Raw genomic sequence first — 20,688 nt, forward strand, 5'->3', positions numbered from 1 at the left:
GATGCCGGCGCGGGAACCCGCGCCGGCACCATTTTTCACTTCAAACCCTGCGGCCGATTAGTTCGGCAGGGCGAAGACCGTCAGCTGACCGCCGAGGTTGGTGTACTGCGACAGAGCCGCGTAGCCACCCACCGCGCCGAGGCCGGCGTTCGGGTCGGTCAGGCCGGCCGCGAGGCCGATGCCGGCCCAGCCGCCGACGCCCGAGAGGACGCCCACGTACTGCTTGCCCTTGTGCTGGTAGGTCATCACGTTGCCGATGATGCCCGACGGGGTCTTGAACTTGAACAGCTCCTTGCCGGTCTTGTCGTCGACCGCCTTCAGGTAGCCCTCAAGCGTGCCGTAGAACACGACGTCGCCAGCGGTGGCCAGAGCACCGGACCACACCGAGAACTGCTCGGGGTTCGTCCACTTGATCTTGCCGTTGACGCCGTCCCACGCGATGAAGTTGCCCATGCCGCCGTGCGAGTTCGGGGCCGGATACATCGAGAGGGTCGCACCGACGTAGGGCTGGCCCGGGGTGTAGGTCACCCGGAACGGCTCGTAGTCCATGCAGACGTGGTTGGTGGGCACGTAGAACAGGTTGGTCTTCGGCGAGAAGGCCGCAGGCTGCTGATCCTTGGTGCCCAGCGCCGCCGGGCAGATACCCTTGGAGTTCGTGTCCTCACCGTTCTGCTCGGTCGAGTACTTCGACACGACCAGCGGCCGGCCGTAGTTCTTCGAGCCCTTGTCCATGTCGACCTTGGTCGCCCAGTTGACGGCCGGGTCGAACTTCTCGGCGACGAGGAGGGTGCCGTCCGCACGGTTCAGCGTGTAGCCGAAGCCGTTACGGTCGAAGTGGGTCAGGAGCGGCTGCTCCTTGCCGTCGATCTTCTGATCCGTGAGGATCATCTCGTTGATGCCGTCGTAGTCCCACTCGTCGTGGGGGGTCATCTGGTAGACCCACTTGGCCATGCCGGTGTCCGGGTTACGCGCCCAGATGGTCATGGACCACTTGTTGTCGCCCGGACGCTGCTTGGGGTTCCAGGTCGAGGGGTTGCCCGAGCCGTAGTACATCAGGTCGAGCTTGGGGTCGTACGAGAACCAGCCCCAGGTGCAGCCGCCGCCGGTCTTCCACTGATCGCCTTCCCAGGTCTTCAGCGAGGAATCCTTGCCGATCGGCTTGCCGAGCGAGGTGGTCTTCTCCGGGTCGACGATCAGCTGATCGTCCGGGCCCTCGGAGTAGCCGCGCCACACCTTCTTGCCGGTCTTCAGGTCGTAGGCGGTGACGTGGCACTGCACGCCGAACTCGCCGCCCGAGATGCCGACGATGACCTTGTCCTTGACCGGCAGAACCGTCGCGGTGTTGGTCTCGCCCTTCTTCGGGTCGCCGTTCACGACCGACCAGTTGACCTTGCCGGTCTTGGCGTCGAGCGACACGAGGGTGGTGTCGGCCTGGTGCAGGAGGATGGCGCCGTCGGCGTAGGCCAGACCACGGTTGACCGTGTCACAGCACATGACCGGGATCACGGACGGATCCTGCTTCGGCTCGTACTTCCAGACAATCTTCGCGTCGTGGTCGAGGTCGAGGGCGTACACGATGTTCGGGAACGGCGTGTGCACGTACATCATGTTGCCGACGACGAGCGGCGAGCCCTCGTGGCCGCGCAGCACGCCGGTCGAGAACGTCCAGGCGACCTGCAGGTCCTTGACGTTCTTGGCGTTGATCTGGTCGAGCTTCGAGTAGCGCGTATTCGCGTAGTCTACCGTCTGAAGAACCTGTTCCGCCGGGTTGGCGATGCCCTTCATGACGCTTTCATTGGCCAGCGCCGGCGCGGCGACGGCCGCGACACCTGCGCCGAGCGCAAGGAGATGTACCGCTCTCATGGGTTCCTCCGACAAGTCTTGAGAGTTCTCACGGCGCGCGAAGAGAGTGGCGTCGCTCGGACTCCGACCTGACTGTTTGCGACAGGGATGGACGCCTCGGTAGCGGGCATAGTGGACTTCGAGGAGATCTACTGATCCCCTAGCCAGGAGCCGCCATCCCTGAGGCGTCTCCCTCGAAACCGAGGCTTGCCCGGACCTTAAGAGATTTTTGAGCGCCGTCAACTCGCTGTTTGACGCCTGTGGGCACACGGTGAAAGCTTCTTTTCGGGTGACACAGGCACGACGGATGTCATGCGTTTGCGAAAAGAAATGTTGCGACGCACAAGAGATGCTGCCTGCTCTGGCCTCGGTCTCACGGGGTTGTGTCCGTGTCCCATGCAGACCTTGCAAACAGGCGAGCTTTGCTGCGCTTAAGCATGCGTCCCCCGCGCGGTGGGCGGGATTTAGGCGCCCCCGGGCGCGCGGCCTATGTGCGTCGCCGGACTGCAGTGCGAGACGCTTCGGCGGCTATGAGTTGCCGAATTTTCCCGAAAGCCCGCTGTGCGCCCAGTCGCCGCATCCCGTTTTTCCGCGGATCCCGGGCTAATCGGTGGGGTTCGCGCGCGACAAATTGCCGAATCATCCCGCTTCTGAGAATCGGGATGGGTCGCGCGCGCGGACCAGAAGGTCTCTTTCAGGATCAGCGGAACGACTCTTGCCGGCGTCAGACCGCGCCGACCGGCCCGGTGCTCTCGAACTCCGCAGTGTCGCCGATCAGGTCGGTCACGGAGATGTTGAGGCGACGGCCGTTGGACAGGCGGAGCTGGGCATCGGGCTCGAGCCAGACCGGTCGCAGGCCCGCATAGCTGCCGTACAGATTGCCGTAGGCGACGACACCGCCTTCGCGCCTCTCGACCACAACCCGGTAGCGGACGCGGACGGCCTCACACCCTTCGGCCGACACGAGACCGCGCCCGGTCAGCGTCTTGAGGATCTCGTTCGGCTCGAACATACGCGGGACGCAGGGGCGGGATTAAGCGGCAACCGAATTGCCATTTAATCCCGGACCCGCGGCGAGTCACGTCCGCCAGTGCGGATTGTGCGGTCAGTGCCGCCGCGGCGTCATCGGTCCGGGTCGGCGCCGCCGCCGACAGGTTCGGCTTCCAGGGGACGGACCACGATGCGACCGGACTCGACCGAGAGGGCCAGCCGTCCCTGCTTCAGCGCCAGCGCCTTCTCGCCGAACAGCGTCCGGCGCCAGCCCTGCAGCGCCGGGACCTCGGCATCGTCGTCGTCGGCGACCGCTTCCAGATCGTCGACCGTGGCGATGATCTTCGGCGCCACGCCCTCGGCCTCGCAGACCGCCTTCAGCAGGACCTTCAGGAGCTCGACGATCGCGCCGTTGCCGCCGCTCCGCCGCACGCGCTCGGGCATCCGGACGGCGCTCGTGTCGCGGGCAAGACCGCGCTCCACGGCGGCGACGATGTCGGCCCCGGTCCGGGAGCGCTCGAAGCCCGCGGGGATCGTCCGCAGCCGCCCGAGCGCCTCCGCGCTCCGCGGCGCCGCCGAGGCGATATCGATGACCGCCTCGTCCTTCAGGACGCGCCCGCGCGGCACGTTGCGCGTCTGCGCCTCGCTCTCGCGCCAGGCCGCGACCTCCATCAGCACGGCGATCTCCCGCGGCTTGCGCATGCGGCCGGAGAGGCGGCGCCACGCCTGCGCGGGATCGGCGCGGTAGGTCTCGGGAGACGTCAGCACCGCCATCTCCTCGTCGAGCCACGCGCCGCGGTCGGTCCGCAGCAGCTCGGCGACGAGGACTTCGTAGATCTTCACCAAGTGGGTGACGTCGGACAGCGCGTAGGTCAGCTGCGCCTCCGAGAGCGGGCGCCGCGACCAGTCGGTGAAGCGGGAGGACTTGTCGATCTTGGCCTTCGCGACGTCGTTGACGAGCTGCTCGTACGAGACGGAATCGCCGTAGCCGCAGACCATGGCGGCGACCTGCGTGTCGAAGAACGGGTGCGGCAGGATCCCGCCGATCAGCCAGATGATCTCCAGGTCCTGGCGGGCGGAGTGGAACACCTTGACGGTGCCCTCGTCGGCCATGAGGGCGATGAACGGCCCGAGGTCGATCCCCGGCGCCAGCGGATCCACCAGGACGCCGGTCCCGTCCGGTGCCGCCATCTGGATCAGGCACAGTTTCGGATAATACGTCGTCTCGCGCATGAACTCCGTGTCGACGGTCACGAAGGGCTGCTCGGCGAGACGTGTGCAGATCTGGCGCAGCGCGTCAGTGGTGGTGATCAGGTCCATGCACCGGCTATACGCAACCGCGGCGGACATGGGGAGACGCGGCTTCGCAGGTCCCCATCTTTCACGCGTTCACGCGCGGCCCGATGACCGCGATCACGCCACGGCCGCGACCGCCGCCTTCCGGCGCGCCCGCGCCTGCCGGCGAATCCGCAGCGCGTCGGCCCGACGCTGCGCCTCGGCGCGCGCGAGCAGGCGGTCGAGGATGCCGGTCTCGATCCGCTCGCCGGTGGCCCCGTCAACGAGGCGGCGGATCCGGTCGACCCGGAACCCGCGATAGCCGCCGCGCCGGGCATCGATGCCGCCGAGCAGCGTCCGCCCCGGCCCGAGCCTGAGCTCGCGGGCGTCGAGGGAGCGGTTGCTCCAGGCCCCGGCCGCGTCCTCGTAGACGAGGTCGAAACGGCCCTCGAGGGGCAGCGTCCGCCACCCGGCCGCGGTGCGTTCGGGCGCCGCCTTCGCGGGGCGCTCCAGATCGAAAAAGAGGTTGTCGTTCATAGAGATGATATGGGGATTCGGGGTCTTCTGCGGTAGGCCGGCGGGCGAGTCGCGCGCGGCTTTCGGCGCCGTTCTGCGCGCCCCGCGCTTGACTCGGGGGGCCTCGCGTGAATGGTGCCGGCCTTCCCACAGAAGAAGCCCGTCATGCACCGTTACCGTTCCCACACCTGCGGGGCGCTCCGCCCGTCCGACGTCGGGCAGAGTGTCCGCCTCTCCGGCTGGTGCCACCGCATCCGCGACCACGGGGGCGTGCTGTTCGTCGATCTGCGGGACCATTACGGCCTGACCCAGTGCGTGATCGATTCCGATTCCCCGGCCTTCAAGGCCGCCGAGGCCGTGCGCTCGGAATGGGTCGTGCGGATCGACGGGCGCGTGCGCACGCGCCCGGCCGGCACCGAGAATGCCGAGCTGCCGACCGGCGCGGTCGAGGTCTACATCGACGACCTCGAGGTGCTGGGTCCGGCGGGCGAGCTGCCGCTGCCGGTCTTCGGCGACCTCGAGTACCCGGAGGAGACGCGGCTCCGGTACCGCTTCCTCGACCTGCGCCGGGAGAAGCTCCACGCCAACATCATGAAGCGCGGCGCGATCATCGACTCGCTCCGCCGCCGGATGCGGGACGGCGGCTTCTTCGAGTTCCAGACCCCGATCCTGACAGCCTCGTCGCCCGAGGGCGCCCGCGACTACCTCGTGCCGTCGCGGGTCCATCCCGGCAAGTTCTACGCGCTCCCGCAGGCGCCGCAGCAGTTCAAGCAGCTGACGATGATCGCGGGCTTCGACCGCTACTTCCAGATCGCCCCGTGCTTCCGCGACGAGGATGCCCGCGCCGACCGCTCGCCGGGCGAGTTCTACCAGCTCGACATCGAGATGAGCTTCGTCACCCAGGAGGACGTGTTCCAGGCGGTGGAGCCGGTGCTGCGCGGCGTGTTCGAGGAGTTCGCCGAGGGCAAGCGCGTCACCAAGGAATTCCCGCGGATCACCTACGCGGACTCGATGCTGAAATACGGCGTCGACAAGCCGGACCTGCGCAACCCGCTCATCATCGCCGACGTCTCCGACCTGTTCGCCCGCGAGGACGTGGCGTTCAAGGCGTTCAAGGGCGTGGTCGCCTCGGGCGGCGTCGTCCGGGCGATCCCGGCGACCGGCGCGGCGAGCCAGCCGCGCTCGTTCTTCGACAAGCTCAACGACTGGGCCCGCTCCGAGGGCGCGCCCGGCCTCGGCTACGTCGTGTTCGAGGAGGAGAACGGCGCGCTCACCGGCAAGGGGCCGATCGCCAAGTTCGTCCCGGCGGAGGTTCAGGCCCTGATCGCCGAGCGCTCCGGCGCGAAGGCGGGCGACGCCGTGTTCTTCTCCGCCGGTCCGGAGGCCAAGGCGGCCGGGCTCGCCGGCAAGGCGCGCGTCCGGATCGGCGACGAGCTGGGCCTCTGCGACAAGGACCAGTACGCGTTCTGCTGGATCACCGACTTCCCGATGTACGAGTGGAGCGAGGAGGAGAAGCGGATCGACTTCTCCCACAACCCGTTCTCGATGCCGAACATCGACCGCGAGGAGTTCCTCGCGCTCGATCTGGACGCCCTCGCGAGCGAGGACGAGAACGGCGCGAACACCAGGCGGATCCTCGGGATCAAGGCGTTCCAGTACGACATCGTCTGCAACGGCGTGGAGCTGTCCTCGGGCGCGATCCGCAACCACCGTCCGGACGTGATGGAGAAGGCCTTCGCCATCGCGGGCTACGGCCACGAGGTGCTGGAGCAGAAGTTCGGCGGCATGCTCAACGCCCTGCGCATGGGCGCCCCGCCGCACGGCGGCATCGCGCCGGGCGTGGACCGCATCGTCATGCTCCTGTGCAACGAGCCGAACATCCGCGAGGTCGTGCTGTTCCCGATGAACCAGCGCGCCGAGGACCTGATGATGGGCGCGCCCTCCGAGGCGACCCCCAAGCAGCTGCGCGAGCTGCACATCCGCCTCAACCTGCCCGAGAAGAAGGCCTGAGGCGCTCATAGTCCCCCGCGGTGGCGAGCCTCGTCGCGATCGTCGTCGCCCACGACAGCGCCGACGTGCTGCCGGCCTGTCTCGCGGCGCTCGCCGCCGAGCATGTGCCGGCGATCGTCGTGGACAATGCCAGCCGGGACGCCTCCGCGTCGGTCGCGGAGGCGGCCGGCGCGCAGGTGATCCGCAACGCCCGCAACGAGGGCTACGGCCGCGCCAACAACCGGGGCGTCCGCGCGGCCGAGACGGCGGAGCACGTCCTCGTCGTCAACCCGGACGTCGTGCTGCGGCCGGGCACCGTGGACGCCCTGCTGGACGCGGCCCGCACCTGGCCGGATGCCGGGCTTATCGCCCCGCGCCTCGTCGAACCCGACGGGCGCTTCTTCTTCCAGGCGCGGTCCCTGCTCGCGCCCTACCTGGCCAATCCCGCGGGCCGGCTCGCGCTGCCGCAGGGCGATGCCTGCGCGCCGTTCCTCTCCGGGGCCTGCCTGATGATGCCGCGCGCCCTGTTCCTCGACCTCGGCGGCTTCGACGAGAACATCTTCCTGTTCTACGAGGACGATGACCTGTGCCGGCGCGTGGCCGACAGCGGCCGCGCCCTGATCCACGTCCACCGCGCCGAGGCGCTGCACGGTCGCGGCCGATCGTCGGCGCCGGAGCCGGGACGGGTGTTCCGCGCGCGCTGGCATCAGGCGTGGTCGCGCGCCTATGTCAGCCGGAAGTACGGCCTCCCGGACCCGAGCCTCGCCGTCCTGGGCGCCAACCTGCCGAAGGCGCTGCTGTCGGGTCTGGTCCTCCGGCGGGCCGGGCTTGAGCGTTACGGCGGCTCGGCCGCGGGCGCCCTCGCCTTCCTGCGCGGCCGGACCGCGCTGGCCCGCGAGGGTCTGACCGCATGAGCGCGCCGACGATCGCGACCGCGCTGTCGCGCGGGCGCAACGGCTTCACCGGCCTGCGGCTGATGCTGGCTCTGGCCGTCGTGGTGTCCCACGCGTTCAGCGTCGCGACCGGCGCGGCCGGCGACGAGCCCCTCGCCCGGCTCACCGGCTACACGCTGGGCGAGCACGCGGTGAACGGCTTCTTCGCGGTGTCGGGCTTCCTGGTCACCATGAGCTGCGACCGCCGCGGCCTCCGGGACTACGCCCTCGCCCGGACCCTGCGGATCCTCCCGGGACTCGTGGCGGCGACGCTCGTCGTCGCGCTCGGGCTCGGCGCGGCGCTGACCCGCCTGCCCGTCACCGAGTACTGGCGCGATCCCGCCCTGTGGTCGTTCATCCGCGGGACGCTGACGACCTTCAAGAGTAACGCCGCCCTCCCCGGCGTCTTCGAAGCGAATCCCTACCGGGCGCCCCTCGGCACGGTCTGGACGCTCAAGTACGAGGTGCTGTGCTACCTCGGCGTCCTCGTCGCCGCCCTGTGTGGCCTGCTCCGGCGCCGATGGTCGGCGCCCCTGATCGTGGCCGGCCTGGCGCTCGCCCTGACGATCGCCTGCGGTCTCCGCGGTCCGGATCTGCCCAAGGGCACCGAGACGGCGCTGCGCCTGCCGCTGATCTTCGCGGCCGGGGCGTGTCTTTACCTGTGGCGCGACCGCCTGCGTGTCTCGGCGGCGGCCCTCGCCTGCCTGGTCTTCGGCGCCTTCGTCCTCGCGCGGACGCCGGCCTACCCGGCCCTGCTGTTCCTCGCCGAGGCCTACGGCGCGGTCTGGCTCGCCCTCGGCCCCCTCGCGCGCGGCCTTTTCGACCCTGCGGCCGACCTCTCCTACGGGATCTATCTCTACGGCTGGCCGGTCCAGCAGGCCCTGCACGCCCTGTGGCCGGCCGCCTCCGGGCCCGCGCTGCTGGTGCCGGCCCTCGCCCTCACGCTGCCGGTCGCGGCGCTGTCCTGGTACGGGGTCGAGCGGCCGGCCCTGTCGCTGAAGGCGCGCGCGCTCGGGCGGCGGCGCCTCGGCACGATCGAGCCGGCCGGGCCGTGACCGCCGCAGGCCCGCTTCCGCCGCTCGCGGCGCTGGGTCTGGCGGCGCGGATGCTGGAGGCGGACGGCTTCGCGATCGTCGCCCGGAACGAGCGCGGCGACAGCCTCTACCTGCGGCGACCGGACTGCGCCTGGCACCTGCGCGTCTCGAACCACCGGCGCACCGCCAAGCAGCGCGCCCGGCGCTCCGATATCCTCGCGAGCCTCGTCATCGACGGGCCGCGCTCCTCGGATCAGATCGGGAACCTCGTCCGCGAGGCCGTCCGGAACTTCGAGGCCGCCCTGGCGCGGGTGGCGGATCAGGCGTCCGCGGCGGGGTCGCGGAAGTAGGGCTCCACGGTGCCCTTCAGCTTCACGGTCATCGGGTTGCCGGCCCGGTCGAGGGCCTTGCCGGCCGAGAGGCGGACCCATCCTTCGCTCACGCAGTACTCCTCGACGTTCGTCTTCTCGACGCCCTTGAACCGGACACCGACCCCGCGCTCCAGCACCTTCTCGTCGTAGAACGGGCTGTTCGGGTTGGAAGCGAGGCGGTCGGGGGGCGTGTCGGTCATCGTCCGGATCTCGGATGGTCTTCGTGGAGGGCTCCGCCGGTACGGGAATCCGGGCCCGCGCGCAACGCCGCGAGCAGGTCGGCGATCCGCCCGCTCTGGAGCAGCGGTACCAGCCGGGTCACCGCGTCGTGCGGGAGGTCCCACCACGCCGCCGCCACGAGCGCCTCCACGGTCGCCGCGTCGAAGCGGTGGCGCACGACCTTGGCCGGGTTGCCCGCCACCACGGCGTAGGCCGGCACGTCGCGGGTCACCACGGCGCGGGCCGCCACCACGGCCCCGTGCCCGACGGTCACCCCCGAGAGGATCATGCAGCCCGATCCGAGCCAGACATCGTGCCCGATCACCACGTCGCCCCGGGAGGCGTGGAAATCCTCCGGCGCCGCGGCCTCCGGGAACAGCCCGCGCATCGCCGCGAAGGGATAAGTCGACGCCCAGTCGAGGCGGTGATCGCCGCCGAGCAGGATCTCGACCTTGTCAGCGATGGAACAATAGCGGCCGATCGTCAGCCGCCGCCCGCTCTCCGGGAAGCGGACTTTTGGACGCCCGTACGAATAAGCGCCTATGGAGAACCCGTGGGTCCTCGCCAGCTCGGCGAGGTGGATCCGGGTCTCGTTGTGCGGGTTGCGCCCCCTGCGCAGCCGGTGCAACAGACCGGTCATGACGCGAGCCCGCGCGATGCGCGACCGCGTCGTCCTCGGTGAAAAAGGTGAGCGGGAGCGTGGGCGATGGCCGATAACATGTCCGAGGACCTCAAGGCCGGGGCGCTCGTCTACCACCGCCTGCCCAAGCCCGGGAAGCTGGAGATCCAGGCGACCAAGCCGCTCGGCAACCAGCGCGACCTCGCCCTGGCCTACTCGCCCGGCGTCGCCGCGGCCTGCATGGCGATCCACGACGACCCGCAGCAGGCCGCCGAACTCACGGTGCGCCAGAACCTCGTGGCGGTGCTGTCCAACGGTACGGCCGTGCTCGGCCTCGGCGATATCGGCCCGCTGGCCTCGAAGCCCGTGATGGAGGGCAAGGCCGTCCTGTTCAAGAAGTTCGCCGGCATCGACGTCTTCGACATCGAGGTCGACCAGAAGGACGTGTCGAAGCTCGTCGACGTCGTCTGCGCCCTCGAGCCGACCTTCGGCGGCATCAACCTCGAGGACATCAAGGCGCCCGAGTGCTTCGAGGTCGAGGAGCAGTGCCGGGCCCGGATGAACATCCCGGTCTTCCACGACGACCAGCACGGCACCGCGATCATCGTGGCCGCCGCCGTCCTCAACGGCCTGGAACTCGCCGGCAAGAACCTGTCCGACGTCCGGATCGTCACGTCCGGCGCCGGCGCGGCGGCTCTGGCCTGCCTCAACCTCCTCGTGTCGCTCGGAGCGACCCGCGAGAACATCACGGTCACCGACATCAAGGGCGTCGTCTACAAGGGCCGCGCCGAGCTGATGGACCGGTGGAAGGACGTCTACGCCCAGGAGACCGACAAGCGGACGCTCGCCGAGGTGATCCCGGGGGCGGACGTGTTCATCGGCCTGTCGGCCGGCGGCGTGCTCAAGCCCGAGTACCTGAAGGAGATGGCCGAGAAGCCGCTGATCATGGCGCTCGCCAACCCCTACCCGGAGATCATGCCGGATCTGGCCGAGAAGGAGCGGCCTGACGCCATGATCTGCACCGGCCGGTCGGACTTCCCGAACCAGGTCAACAACGTCCTGTGCTTCCCCTACATCTTCCGCGGGGCGCTCGATGTCGGCGCCCACAAGATCAACGAGGAGATGAAGAAGGCCGCCGTCAAGGCGATCGCGGGCCTGGCCCACGAGACCACCTCGGACGTGGTCGCCCGCGCCTACGGCGGCGAGGCCCGGCCGTTCGGACCGAAATCCCTGATCCCGAGCCCGTTCGACCCGCGCCTGATCCTGCGCATCGCCCCGGCGGTGGCCAAGGCCGCGATGGATTCCGGCGTCGCCGGCCGGCCGCTCCCGGACCTCGACGCCTATGTCGAGAGCCTCGACCGGTTCGTGCACCGGTCCGGCCTGATCATGAAGCCGCTGTTCTCGAAGGCGAAGGCCGAGCCCAAGCGCGTGATCTACGCCGAGGGCGAGGACGAGCGCGTGCTCCGCGCCGTCCAGGCGATCGTCGAGGACAAGGTCGCCCTGCCGATCCTGGTCGGCCGGCCGCGGGTGGTCGAGACCCGCCTGAAGCGCTTCGGCCTGTCGATGGTGCACGGCCGCGACTTCGAGCTGATCGATCCCGAGGACGATCCCCGCTACCGCGCCTACGTCCAGACCTATCTGGAAGTCGCCGGTCGCCGCGGCATCACGCCGGACGCGGCCCGGACGCTGGTCCGCACCAACAACACCGTGATCGGCGCCATCGCGGTCCGCCGCGGCGAGGCCGACGCGCTGATCTGCGGCCTGGAGGGCCGGTTCGAGACGCGGCTGCGCATCATCCGCGACGTGATCGGGCTCGCGCCGGGCGTGGAGCAGTGCGCCGCGATGAGCCTCGTGGTGACGCATAACGGCGCGTACTTCCTGGCCGACACCCATGTCCGCCAGAACCCCACGGCCGAGGAGATCGCCGACGTGGCGCAGGCCTGCGCCAGCCACGTCAGCCGGTTCGGAATGACGCCGAAGATCGCGCTCCTCAGCCACTCCGATTTCGGCCAGTCGGATTCGCCCTCCGCGATGAAGATGCGCGACGCCCTCGCGCTCCTGCACACGCGGAATCCCGAGCTGCAGGTCGACGGCGAGATGCAGGCCGATTCCGCCCTCAACGAGATGGTGCGCGAGCGCGTCCTGCCGGGCTCGCGCCTCAAGGGCGCGGCCAACGTCCTGATCTTCCCGAATCTCGACGCCGCCAACATCGCCTTCCAGTTCGCGAAGGTGCTGGCGGACGCGCTGCCGGTCGGCCCGCTCCTGATCGGCCCGGCCAAGCCCGCCCACATCCTGACGCCGTCGGTGACGGCGCGCGGCATCGTCAACGTCACGGCCGCCGCCGTGGTCGAGGCCCAGGCGGACGAGGCCGTCGCGCGCGCCGAGGAGGGCGGCGTCGGCATGCTCTCGGAGTGAGGGGCGCCCGTCGGCGGCCGCCAGCGTGGCCGTCGATTTGCTTGCCCGCCCCGGGACCACGAAACCACCGGGAGACGACGCGATGTGCGCGGGCGACGATCCAACCTGCCACGCCTTCGAGGAGCACCGCCGCCGGTTCCGGCGGGATCTCGAGCCTGAGCGGCGCGCCTTCCTTAAGAGCGGCTTCGCGGCGACCGGCGCCGCGGCCGCGGCCCTCGCGGCCGGCGGTCCGTCGCTCGTGAGCCCGGCCCTGGCCCAGGCGAGCGGCGCCAAGATCGCCGCCACGGCGCATTACCACCTGCCGGCGAATGCCGAGACGGTCCACTGGGGCTTCTTCAGCCGCAGCCTCAAGCCCAAGGTCGAGATCGGCTCGGGCGACTTCGTCACGATCGAGACGCTCACCCACCAGGCGAGCGACGATGCCGAGCGCATGATCCAGGGCGATCCGGGCGCCGAGAGCGTCTATCTCTGGACCAAGGACAAGATGGGCGTCTCGCCCCGCGGAGCCGGCGCCATGGACGCCAAGGTCGGCCCCGGCGGTGGCCTCGGCGTGCACATCTGCACCGGCCCGGTGGCGATCCGCGGCGCCGAGCCCGGCGACGTCCTGGAGGTGCGCATCCTCGACGTCGCCCCCCGCCCCTGCGCCAATCCCAGGTACAAGGGACTGGCCTTCGGCAGCAACGCGGCGGCGTGGTGGGGCTACCACTACAACGACCTGATCACCGGCGATAAACCCCGGGAGGTCGTGACCATCTACGAGGTCGACGCCACCGGCGAGCGCGACTGGGCCCGGGCGGTCTACAGCTTCCGCTGGCCCGGCGTGACCGACCCGTTCGGCGTCTCCCACCCGACCATCGACTATCCCGGCCTGCCGGTGGACCACACGAAGACCCAGAAGACCTTCGAGGTCCTGAAGGGCATCCGCGTGCCGATCCGGCCGCATTTCGGCACGATGGGCGTCGCGCCCGCCGAGGCCGACCGGGTGAACACGATCCCGCCGAGCTACACCGGCGGCAACATCGACAACTGGCGGATCGGCAAGGGCGCGACCCTCTACTACCCGGTGGCGGTGCCGGGCGCCCTGTTCTCCGTGGGCGATCCCCACGCCAGCCAGGGCGATTCCGAACTGTGCGGCACCGCGATCGAGTGCTCGCTCACCGGCACCTTCCAGTTCATCCTGCACAAGAAGGCGGACCTGCCCGGCACGCCGCTGGAGGCGCTCGACTTCCCGATGATCGAGACCCGGGACGACTGGGTTCTGTCCGGCTTCAGCTACCCGAACTACCTGCGGGATCTCGGTCCGGACGCGCAGAGCGCGATCTTCCAGAAATCCTCGATCGACCTCGCCATGCGCGACGCCTTCCGGAAGATGCGCCAGTTCCTGATGCACGCGAAGGGCCTCACGGAGGACGAGGCGATCTCGCTGATGTCGGTGGCAGTCGATTTCGGGATCACGCAGGTCGTGGACGGCAACTGGGGCGTCCACGCCGTGGTCAAGAAGGCGATCTTCTCCGATCGCGTCGCCTGACGCCTGACCCGCTCACGCGGCCTTCGCGGCTCCGGTCATCGTCATGAGGCCGGCGATGACCCGGTAGGTCTCGGTCCAGGCTTCCCGCACCTCCGGCGTGAAGTCCGGGCCGAGCCCCTGCTCCAGGGTCCAGAGCAGTGCCGCCCCGACCGCCTCGAAATGCGCCTGCAGCGCGCCGTAGCCGACGTGCCGGTCCCCGAGATCGCGCACGGTGGCGACGAGGGCCTCCGGCTTGTCGAGGTTGGCCACCGCCAGTGCCAGCATGGCGACGAGTTTGCGCTTCTGCGCGGTCATGTCGTCCGGGAAGAGCGACCGGACCTGTGGCGCGATGTCGAACAGGCGTCCGTAGAACAGCTCTGCCGCGGTGTCGCCGAGCGCCTGCACCGTCGCGAAGCTGCGCTGCACGATCGCGACCTGGGCGGCGGAGACCGCGTAAGACACGCGAACGCTCGCCAGGAACCGTTCGACCTCGGCGGTCAGTCGGTCCGATTGGTCCGACAGGGCAGAGGCCGCCGCGAGAACCTGGCTCGCGGCCAGGCCGGTGCCCTCCGCCGCCTGCGCGACGCCGGTCATGGTCGTGGTGACCTCGCCTGTGCCGGTGGCCGCCTGCCCGACGTTGCGGACGATCTCCTGGGTCGCCGCACCCTGTTCCTCGACGGCCGCCGCGATCGTGGTCGCCGCCCCGTTGATCTCGCGGATCCGCGCGGTGATCGCCGCGATGGCCTCCACCGCCTGCCCGGTGGACGCCTGCACCTGCGCGATCTGACCGGAGATCTCGTCGGTGGCCTTGGCGGTCTGCGCGGCGAGGGCCTTCACCTCGGAAGCCACCACCGCGAAGCCGCGGCCGGCTGCGCCCGCGCGGGCCGCCTCGATGGTGGCGTTGAGCGCCAGCAGGTTGGTCTGCTCGGCGATCGACGAGATCAGCCCCACGACGGCACCGATCTGGTCCACGGCGCTGCTCAAGTCCTGGACGCGCGCGGCGGTCCGGTCGGCCTCGGCCGCGGCCCTCTGCGCGAGATCCGCCGACCCGTCGGCCTGCCGCCCGATCTCCTGGACGGAGGTGCCGAGCTCCTCCGCGGCCGCCGCCACGGTGTTGACGTTGCTCGAGGCCCGCTCGGCGGCGGCCGCGACCGCCGTCGACTGCCCGGCCGTCTGGGTGGCCGTCGCGGTCATCGTCTGCGCCGTGACCTGCAGGGCGTTGGCCGAGGACGCGACCGAGCCGATCATGCCTCCGACGGCCTCCTCGAACCGTTGCGCCATCTGGCGCAGGCTGTCCCGGCGCTGGTCGTCGGCGTCCAGCCGCGCCCGCTCGGCCCCGGCCTCGAGGTCGCGCGTGCGGATCAGATTGTTCCGGAAGGCCTGCACGGCCACCATGATCGGCGCGAACTCGTTCCGGTACGCTTGCACCGGGACGGCGACGGCGGTGTCGCCCCCCGTCAGCGCGCGCATCGCGGTGGCGATGATCCGGAGGGGGCGCAGCACGCCCCCGAACAGAGCCATGAGGCCCAGCCCGACGAGCAGCAGGACGGCCAGCAGCGCCGCGGCACTGTGCAGGAGAACGCGGTCCGCCTGCGCGGCGATGCTCTCGGCCCGCGCCACCATCTCGGCGAGGGCGGCATTAGCGAGATCGACGATCGTCATCTGCTCGACGCTGTTTCGCTTACGGAGGTCTTGGAACGTGATAGGGGACGCGCGATGCTGGCTCAGGGCGTCGAAGATCGCGCGCGCCGCCTCCGCCGCCTCGCCCTCGAAATTGCTGCGCTTGGCCTTCTCGAACGCGGACCGCACGGCGTCCGAGCTCTGGGCGGCGGCCTCGCTGGTGCTCGACCACGCCGACTGGACCCGCGCCCGCTCCTCGGCCGCCGCCACGGTCTCGGGCAGCGACCACGACGTTCCCGCCGCCAGCGAGGTCTGCACGCGCAGGGCGACGTTCCCGATCGCGACACGGGTCGCCCAGGCAGACCGCTTGAGGACGAGGTAGTGCTGCAGGACGGCGTCGGAGCGCGGAATAGCCGAATCCACGGCGTCCGTGGTCGCCGTCAGCGCGTCGAGAAGTTCCTGAAAGGCCGTCAGCACGGCGGGCAGCAGCGCCGGGTCCCGCTTCGGCTTCGGTACGCGCAGGGCTTCATCGATCCGGGGGCGGAGCAGGTTCACGGCGTCCTGAGCCGCGTTGAGCCTCGCCATCGTCGCCGTCACGGAGGGCAGATCCCGGTTCCGCAGCAGGTCCTGAACGCTCGCGAAGCCCGCGACCATCGCGTCCCGGTTCGTCGCGTAGGCCTTCAGGCTCTCCGGGTCGGCGGACGCATCCCCGCTCAGGGCGAGCGCTGCCCCCCGCTCGAGGCGTGTCGGCAGGATCGTCCCGAGCAGCTGGCGACTCGCGCGGGTCAGCGTGACCGCGTCCCGGGCCTGTCGCGCCTGAAGACGCGCGTCGAGCAGAGCATTCCCCGCGTAGGCCAGTAACATCATCGCCATCGCGAGTATCGTCGTGCACATGACGAGTCGAATCGAGACGTAGCCAAGCCATCTCATCGCGTGAACATTCCGATGTGCGAGTGGGATCTGCGTGTTGCTCGCATCATAGGGCGAACGGCGCGCGCGTTCACGCTGCCGCTCGGCAGTGTTCGACAGTCTATCGCGCCGACATATTTTGCGGGCGGCGCGCTCTATTCCGGATTCAGAGGAGAATCGACATCAACCAATAAAAAAGTTGGCTTGGTGAATTAAGCCGACGTTACCGCGGCGATCTCGGTCGACAGGCGCACGCTCACCGTTCCGGCGGCGTGCGGTGAGCGCCGGTGCGACGGTCATGAGGCCGCCGTCGGCCTCGGCCCGCGTGAGCTCTCCCGCGCGACGGGCCCGGGCCATCGTGTGAGACCGGACCGCGGCGACGAGCGAGGCCCTGACCGGGTTCGGCGCCCGCGCCGCGCGGATCAGGGCGCGTCGTCCGCGAGCTCGACCCGCCCGTCCAGGCCGATGATGCGCCCGAGGCCGCGGACGCGGTTCAGCAGCCGGTCCCCGTTCAGGGCCTCCCAGTCCCGCGGCAGGCGCAGCACCACCCGTCCCTCCTCGACGGTGAGCGGCGCCCGTCCGAGGGCGCCGTCCATGCCGGCCGAGATCGGGAAGGCGATCCGGAGCAGGGCGCCCAGGAGGCGGGCGCGCTCGAACAGGCGCGGACCGGCCACGCTCCGGAGCATCGGGTTCGCCTTCTCGGGGGCCAGGCCGGTGTGCCTCAGGGACACCGCCAGGGCGAGATAGGCCCGGCCCGGATGATCCACGCCGACGAACGCGGCATTCTGGATCACCGCGATGCTCTGCTCACCGCGGTAATCCGGATGCGCCCGCCAGCCGACGTCGGACAGCAGGCAGCCGGCGTGCCGCAGACGGCGCTCGTCGGTGGTCTCGTGGCCGTCCAGGGTCGCGACGAACCGGTCCGTCCAGGTAATCAACTCCTCGCCGTGGCGGGGCGAGCGCGCGCGCAGAACGTTGAATTCCGACGCCGAGGCCAGCAGCGGATCGATCAGACGGGTGTCGCGGTCGAGCTGCTCGAACAGCAGGCCCTCGCGCACGCCCGATGCCGAGATCGCCACCTCGCGGGGGCGCCCGACCCGGATGATCTCCTCGAGGACGACGGCGCCGTAGGCGAGGAGCGGGCGCCGCGCCTCGGAGATCGCGTCGACGTCCTGCAGCAGCGCCACGTCGGTCTGCTCGACGACCTGCAGGAAGCTGAGTTCGTCGGTGGGCTCCACCGTGTAGCCGTGCATCACGTGGACGGGGTAGCCGCGGGCCGCCTGATGGAGCCGCGCGATGGCCCGCCACGTGCCGCCGACCGCGTAGAAGGTCCGCCCGCGCAGGGTCTCGAGCTGCGGGGCGGCCTTGCGCATGTACTCGCGGACGATCTTGGCGGCCTTCTTGACCGAGCCGCCGGACAGGTCCTGCAGGGCGAGGCCGCCGAGGGGCATGGTCACCCCCTGTCCGACGACCGCCCCGCGGACGTCTACGAGTTCGAGCGAGCCGCCGCCCATGTCGCCCACGACGCCGTTCGGCGCGTGGAATCCCGAGACCACGCCGAGGGCCGACAGCTCGGCCTCGCGCCGCCCGGAGAGGAGCTGGATCTCCTGGCCACAGGCCGCCTCGGCGGCGCGGAGAAAATCGGGACCGTTCTCGGCGTCCCGCGCCGCCGCCGTAGCGAGGACGTACACCTGCCTGACGCGCATCGTCTGGCACAGCACCCGGAACCGCGCCAGGGCGGCGAGTGCGCGCGTCACCGCCTCCTCGTTCAGGCGGCCGGTCGTCAGGACGTTGCGGCCGAGGCCGCAGAGCACCTTCTCATTGTAGAGCGGCGTCGGCGCCCGGGTCAGTCCGTCGTACGCGACGAGGCGGACCGAGTTGGAGCCGATGTCGATGATCGCCACAGGATGGCGCGCGGTGCTGTCGATCGCCTCCGCGTCGTGCGCGAGTGTGAGGTTGGCAAGAGGGCTGCCCAAACGTCCGAGTCCTTCATCAGCCCGGCGCGCCGCCGGCGCGCCGTGCGGGAGGTTTAGCCCAGCGACGCCGCGCAGCGAAACTCAGCTGCGCTGGGCGCGGCGGCTCAGCGCCCGCGGGCTCGACTTCTTCGAGGCCTTGCCGCGCCCAGAGAGGCTGGGATTGGTCATGAAATACTTGTGGGCGTTGAACGGCTCCTCGCCCTCGGCGGGCTGGATCCGCTCGCAGCCGCCCGAGGCGAGGAGCCGCCAGCTCTGGCGGTTGTCGAGCAGGTTGGCCAGCATGATCTGGTCGAGCACCTGCTGATGCACCGTCGGGTTGGTGATCGGCAGCAGCGCCTCGACGCGGCGGTCGAGGTTCCGGCTCATCAGGTCGGCGGAGGAGATGTAGACCGTCGCCTTGGGGTGCGGCAGCCCGACGCCGTTGCCGAAGGCGTAGATTCGCCCGTGCTCCAGGAAGCGCCCGACGATCGACTTCACCCGGATCGTCTCCGACAGCCCGGGGATGCCCGGGCGCAGGCAGCAGATGCCGCGGACCACGCAGTCGATCTGAACCCCGGCCGCCGAGGCGTCGTAGAGCGCGTCGATGATCTGGCTGTCGACCAGGGAGTTGCACTTGATCCAGATCGCGGCCGGACGCCCGGCCTTCGCGTGGGCGACCTCCGCCTCGATGTGCTCGAGGAGCTTGTTCTTGGCGGTCAGCGGCGAGACCGCCATGCGCTCCAGCTCGGCCGGCTCGGCGTAGCCGGTGATGAAATTGAAGATCCGCGACACGTCCCGCGCGATCGCGGGGTCCGCCGTGAAGAACGACAGGTCCGTGTAGATGCGCGCGGTGATCGGGTGGTAGTTGCCGGTGCCGACGTGGCAGTAGGTGACGAGCTTGTCGCCCTCGCGCCGGACCACCAGCGACAGCTTGGCGTGCGTCTTCAGCTCGACGAAGCCGAACACCACCTGCGCGCCGGCCTTCTCGAGGTTGCGCGCCCAGCGAATATTGGCCTCCTCGTCGAAGCGCGCCTTCAGCTCCACGAGGGCGGTGACGGACTTGCCGAGTTCCGCGGCCTCGGCGAGGGCCGCTACGATCGGCGAGTTGGACGAGGTCCGGTAGAGCGTCTGCTTGATCGCGACCACGTTCGGGTCACGGGCGGCCTGCGCGAGGAACTGCACCACCGAATCGAAGGATTCGTACGGGTGGTGGACGATGAAGTCCTTCTGCCGGATCGCCGCGAAGACGTCGCCGCCGCTCTCGCGGATGCGCTCCGGGAAGCGGGGATTGTAGGGCTTGAACTTCAGGTCGGGACGGTCGATCCCAACGACCTGGGACAGCTCGTTCAGGGCCAGCATGCCCTCCACGAGGAAGATCGCGTCCGCGGCGATCTCCAGCTCGTCGGCGACGAAGCTGCGCAGATCCTCCGACATGCCCGCCTCGACCTCGAGACGGATCACGACGCCGCGCCGCCGCTGCTTCAGCGCCGTCTCGAAATGCAGGACGAGGTCCTCCGCCTCCTCCTCGATCTCCAGGTCGGAATCGCGGACCACGCGGAACGCGCCGCTACCCTTGACGAGGTAGCCGGGGAAGAGCCGCCCGGTGAACATCCCGATCACCTGCTCGATGGTGATCAGACGGGCGGAAGTCTCGCTGTCGCTCACCGGCAGGCGCACGAAGCGGTCGATGACGCCAGGCAGCCGGATCAGCGCGCGCAGCAGCCGGCCGTCCTTCGGCCGCACCAGCATCAGCGCGATGGTGGTGCCGAGATTCGGGATGAACGGGAACGGGTGGGCCGGATCGATCGCCAGCGGCGTCAGGACCGGGAAGACGTGGTTGAGGAAGTACTCCTCCAGCCACGCCGCCTGCTCGGCCGTGAGGGCCGCGGGCTCGACGATGTCGATGTCGCTCGTGTGCAGCTCCGTGCGCAGTTCCCGCCAGCGGGCCTGCTGGTCGGCGGCGAGGCGCGACACCTCGGCGCCGATCCGGACGAGTTGCTCGGACGGCGACAGGCCGTCCTGCGACGGGACCGTGATCCCCGCCCGGACCTGATCGATGAGGCCGGCGACGCGGACCATGAAGAATTCGTCGAGGTTGTTGGCCGAGATCGACAGGAAGCGGAGGCGCTCCAGGAGCGGGTGGTTGGGGTTCGACGCCTCTTCCAGCACCCGCCGGTTGAACTGCAGCCAGGACAGCTCGCGGTTCACGTACCGCTCCGGTGAGTGGCGCAGGGTTCGCCCGGCTTCCACCACCGGCTCGCGGGCCGCGCCGACCGGCGGCTCCGCGGGAGTCGCGGCCGCCGAGGCCGGCCACTCGTCGTTGGCGTCCGGAATGGCTTCCGTCGGAGCCGCCGCCCCCGCGACCGGATCGGCCTGCAGGCGCTTGGGCGCGACCGCCCGCCGCGTCGCCGGACTGGCCGTCGCGCGCCGACGGGGCTCGGGCGCCTCATCGGCGGCGTCGCGGTCCACGGGCTTCTGCGTCGATTCCATCCCGG

15 protein-coding genes are annotated in these 20,688 nt (G+C 70.1%); 6 read left to right on the forward strand and 9 right to left on the reverse strand.

Annotated features, from left to right (window positions below; genetic code table 11):
* Window positions 1-57 precede the first annotated feature (57 nt).
* From xoxF1 to BLW78_RS08095, 4 genes are all read right to left on the reverse strand, one after another.
* Window positions 58-1,863, reverse strand: a complete 1,806-nt coding sequence (gene xoxF1, locus BLW78_RS08080) for a lanthanide-dependent methanol dehydrogenase XoxF1 (RefSeq protein WP_026604740.1) — start codon at window positions 1,861-1,863, stop codon at window positions 58-60.
* Window positions 1,864-2,566: 703 nt separating this feature from the next.
* A complete protein-coding gene (locus BLW78_RS08085; protein WP_020091819.1) occupies window positions 2,567-2,854 on the reverse strand; it encodes a hypothetical protein in 288 nt (95 codons plus the stop codon).
* A 110-nt stretch (window positions 2,855-2,964) separates the two neighbouring features.
* Window positions 2,965-4,152, reverse strand: coding sequence for a ribonuclease D (gene rnd, locus BLW78_RS08090; RefSeq protein WP_056522182.1), 1,188 nt, complete (start codon window positions 4,150-4,152; stop codon window positions 2,965-2,967).
* Window positions 4,153-4,245: 93 nt separating this feature from the next.
* Window positions 4,246-4,644, reverse strand: coding sequence for a hypothetical protein (locus tag BLW78_RS08095; protein WP_170855122.1), 399 nt, complete (start codon window positions 4,642-4,644; stop codon window positions 4,246-4,248).
* Window positions 4,645-4,788: 144 nt separating this feature from the next.
* Here BLW78_RS08095 and aspS point away from each other — a divergent pair, with 144 nt between their 5' ends.
* Genes aspS through BLW78_RS08115 form a run of 4 tightly spaced genes read left to right on the forward strand, consistent with a single transcriptional unit; the run spans window position 4,789 to window position 8,928 of the window.
* Window positions 4,789-6,633 (forward strand): aspartate--tRNA ligase, encoded by a 1,845-nt coding sequence (gene aspS, locus BLW78_RS08100; RefSeq protein ID WP_091678366.1) that lies wholly within the window; start codon window positions 4,789-4,791, stop codon window positions 6,631-6,633.
* Between the two features lie 20 nt (window positions 6,634-6,653).
* Window positions 6,654-7,526: a glycosyltransferase family 2 protein gene (locus BLW78_RS08105; RefSeq protein ID WP_091678368.1), complete on the forward strand. Its 873-nt coding sequence runs from the start codon at window positions 6,654-6,656 to the stop codon at window positions 7,524-7,526.
* Window positions 7,523-8,599, forward strand: coding sequence for an acyltransferase family protein (locus BLW78_RS08110; protein ID WP_091678371.1), 1,077 nt, complete (start codon window positions 7,523-7,525; stop codon window positions 8,597-8,599). The genes BLW78_RS08105 and BLW78_RS08110 overlap by 4 nt, the downstream gene beginning before the upstream one ends.
* A complete protein-coding gene (locus BLW78_RS08115; protein WP_091678373.1) occupies window positions 8,596-8,928 on the forward strand; it encodes a hypothetical protein in 333 nt (110 codons plus the stop codon). The genes BLW78_RS08110 and BLW78_RS08115 overlap by 4 nt, the downstream gene beginning before the upstream one ends.
* Here BLW78_RS08115 and BLW78_RS08120 read toward each other — a convergent pair.
* Window positions 8,898-9,149, reverse strand: a complete 252-nt coding sequence (locus BLW78_RS08120; RefSeq protein ID WP_020091812.1) for a DUF3297 family protein — start codon at window positions 9,147-9,149, stop codon at window positions 8,898-8,900. The two genes, BLW78_RS08115 and BLW78_RS08120, sit on opposite strands and share 31 nt — an antisense overlap.
* Window positions 9,146-9,808 (reverse strand): CatB-related O-acetyltransferase, encoded by a 663-nt coding sequence (locus BLW78_RS08125; RefSeq protein WP_170855123.1) that lies wholly within the window; start codon window positions 9,806-9,808, stop codon window positions 9,146-9,148. The genes BLW78_RS08120 and BLW78_RS08125 overlap by 4 nt, the downstream gene beginning before the upstream one ends.
* 66 nt (window positions 9,809-9,874) lie before the next feature.
* Between BLW78_RS08125 and BLW78_RS08130 the strand changes: the two genes are divergently transcribed.
* Together BLW78_RS08130 and BLW78_RS08135 are read left to right on the forward strand one after the other, a co-directional pair.
* Entirely contained in the window at window positions 9,875-12,202 is a 2,328-nt protein-coding gene (locus BLW78_RS08130) for an NADP-dependent malic enzyme (RefSeq protein WP_020091810.1), read from the forward strand.
* 82 nt (window positions 12,203-12,284) lie between these two features.
* Entirely contained in the window at window positions 12,285-13,730 is a 1,446-nt protein-coding gene (locus BLW78_RS08135) for an acetamidase/formamidase family protein (protein ID WP_020091809.1), read from the forward strand.
* A gap of 12 nt (window positions 13,731-13,742) precedes the next feature.
* Here the strand turns inward: BLW78_RS08135 and BLW78_RS08140 are convergent, their stop codons facing one another.
* The 3 genes from BLW78_RS08140 to BLW78_RS08150 all read right to left on the reverse strand — a co-directional run bounded on the left by BLW78_RS08140 (window position 13,743) and on the right by BLW78_RS08150 (window position 20,683).
* Complete coding sequence (locus tag BLW78_RS08140; protein ID WP_091678376.1) at window positions 13,743-16,259, reverse strand: methyl-accepting chemotaxis protein; 2,517 nt, start codon at window positions 16,257-16,259, stop codon at window positions 13,743-13,745.
* Between the two features lie 401 nt (window positions 16,260-16,660).
* The gene (gene ppx / locus BLW78_RS08145; RefSeq protein ID WP_020091807.1) at window positions 16,661-18,214 is read right to left on the reverse strand and encodes an exopolyphosphatase; all 1,554 of its coding nucleotides are present in this window, start codon (window positions 18,212-18,214) and stop codon (window positions 16,661-16,663) included.
* 81 nt (window positions 18,215-18,295) lie between these two features.
* Window positions 18,296-20,683: an RNA degradosome polyphosphate kinase gene (locus BLW78_RS08150; RefSeq protein WP_091678379.1), complete on the reverse strand. Its 2,388-nt coding sequence runs from the start codon at window positions 20,681-20,683 to the stop codon at window positions 18,296-18,298.
* Window positions 20,684-20,688 lie beyond the last annotated feature (5 nt).

The sequence above is a fragment of the Methylobacterium sp. 275MFSha3.1 genome, from assembly GCF_900108435.1.
Classification (GTDB): domain Bacteria; phylum Pseudomonadota; class Alphaproteobacteria; order Rhizobiales; family Beijerinckiaceae; genus Methylobacterium.

Excerpts from the sequence above, each read along its gene's own strand:
- xoxF1 (WP_026604740.1), bottom strand. The coding sequence starts at position 1,863 with ATGAGAGCGGTACATCTCCTTGCGCTCGGCGCAGGTGTCGCGGCCGTC.
- BLW78_RS08085 (WP_020091819.1), bottom strand. The coding sequence starts at position 2,854 with ATGTTCGAGCCGAACGAGATCCTCAAGACGCTGACCGGGCGCGGTCTC.
- rnd (WP_056522182.1), bottom strand. The coding sequence starts at position 4,152 with ATGGACCTGATCACCACCACTGACGCGCTGCGCCAGATCTGCACACGT.
- BLW78_RS08095 (WP_170855122.1), bottom strand. The coding sequence starts at position 4,644 with ATGAACGACAACCTCTTTTTCGATCTGGAGCGCCCCGCGAAGGCGGCG.
- aspS (WP_091678366.1), top strand. The coding sequence starts at position 4,789 with ATGCACCGTTACCGTTCCCACACCTGCGGGGCGCTCCGCCCGTCCGAC.
- BLW78_RS08110 (WP_091678371.1), top strand. The coding sequence starts at position 7,523 with ATGAGCGCGCCGACGATCGCGACCGCGCTGTCGCGCGGGCGCAACGGC.
- BLW78_RS08120 (WP_020091812.1), bottom strand. The coding sequence starts at position 9,149 with ATGACCGACACGCCCCCCGACCGCCTCGCTTCCAACCCGAACAGCCCG.
- BLW78_RS08125 (WP_170855123.1), bottom strand. The coding sequence starts at position 9,808 with ATGACCGGTCTGTTGCACCGGCTGCGCAGGGGGCGCAACCCGCACAAC.
- BLW78_RS08130 (WP_020091810.1), top strand. The coding sequence starts at position 9,875 with ATGGCCGATAACATGTCCGAGGACCTCAAGGCCGGGGCGCTCGTCTAC.
- BLW78_RS08135 (WP_020091809.1), top strand. The coding sequence starts at position 12,285 with ATGTGCGCGGGCGACGATCCAACCTGCCACGCCTTCGAGGAGCACCGC.
- BLW78_RS08140 (WP_091678376.1), bottom strand. The coding sequence starts at position 16,259 with ATGAGATGGCTTGGCTACGTCTCGATTCGACTCGTCATGTGCACGACG.
- BLW78_RS08150 (WP_091678379.1), bottom strand. The coding sequence starts at position 20,683 with ATGGAATCGACGCAGAAGCCCGTGGACCGCGACGCCGCCGATGAGGCG.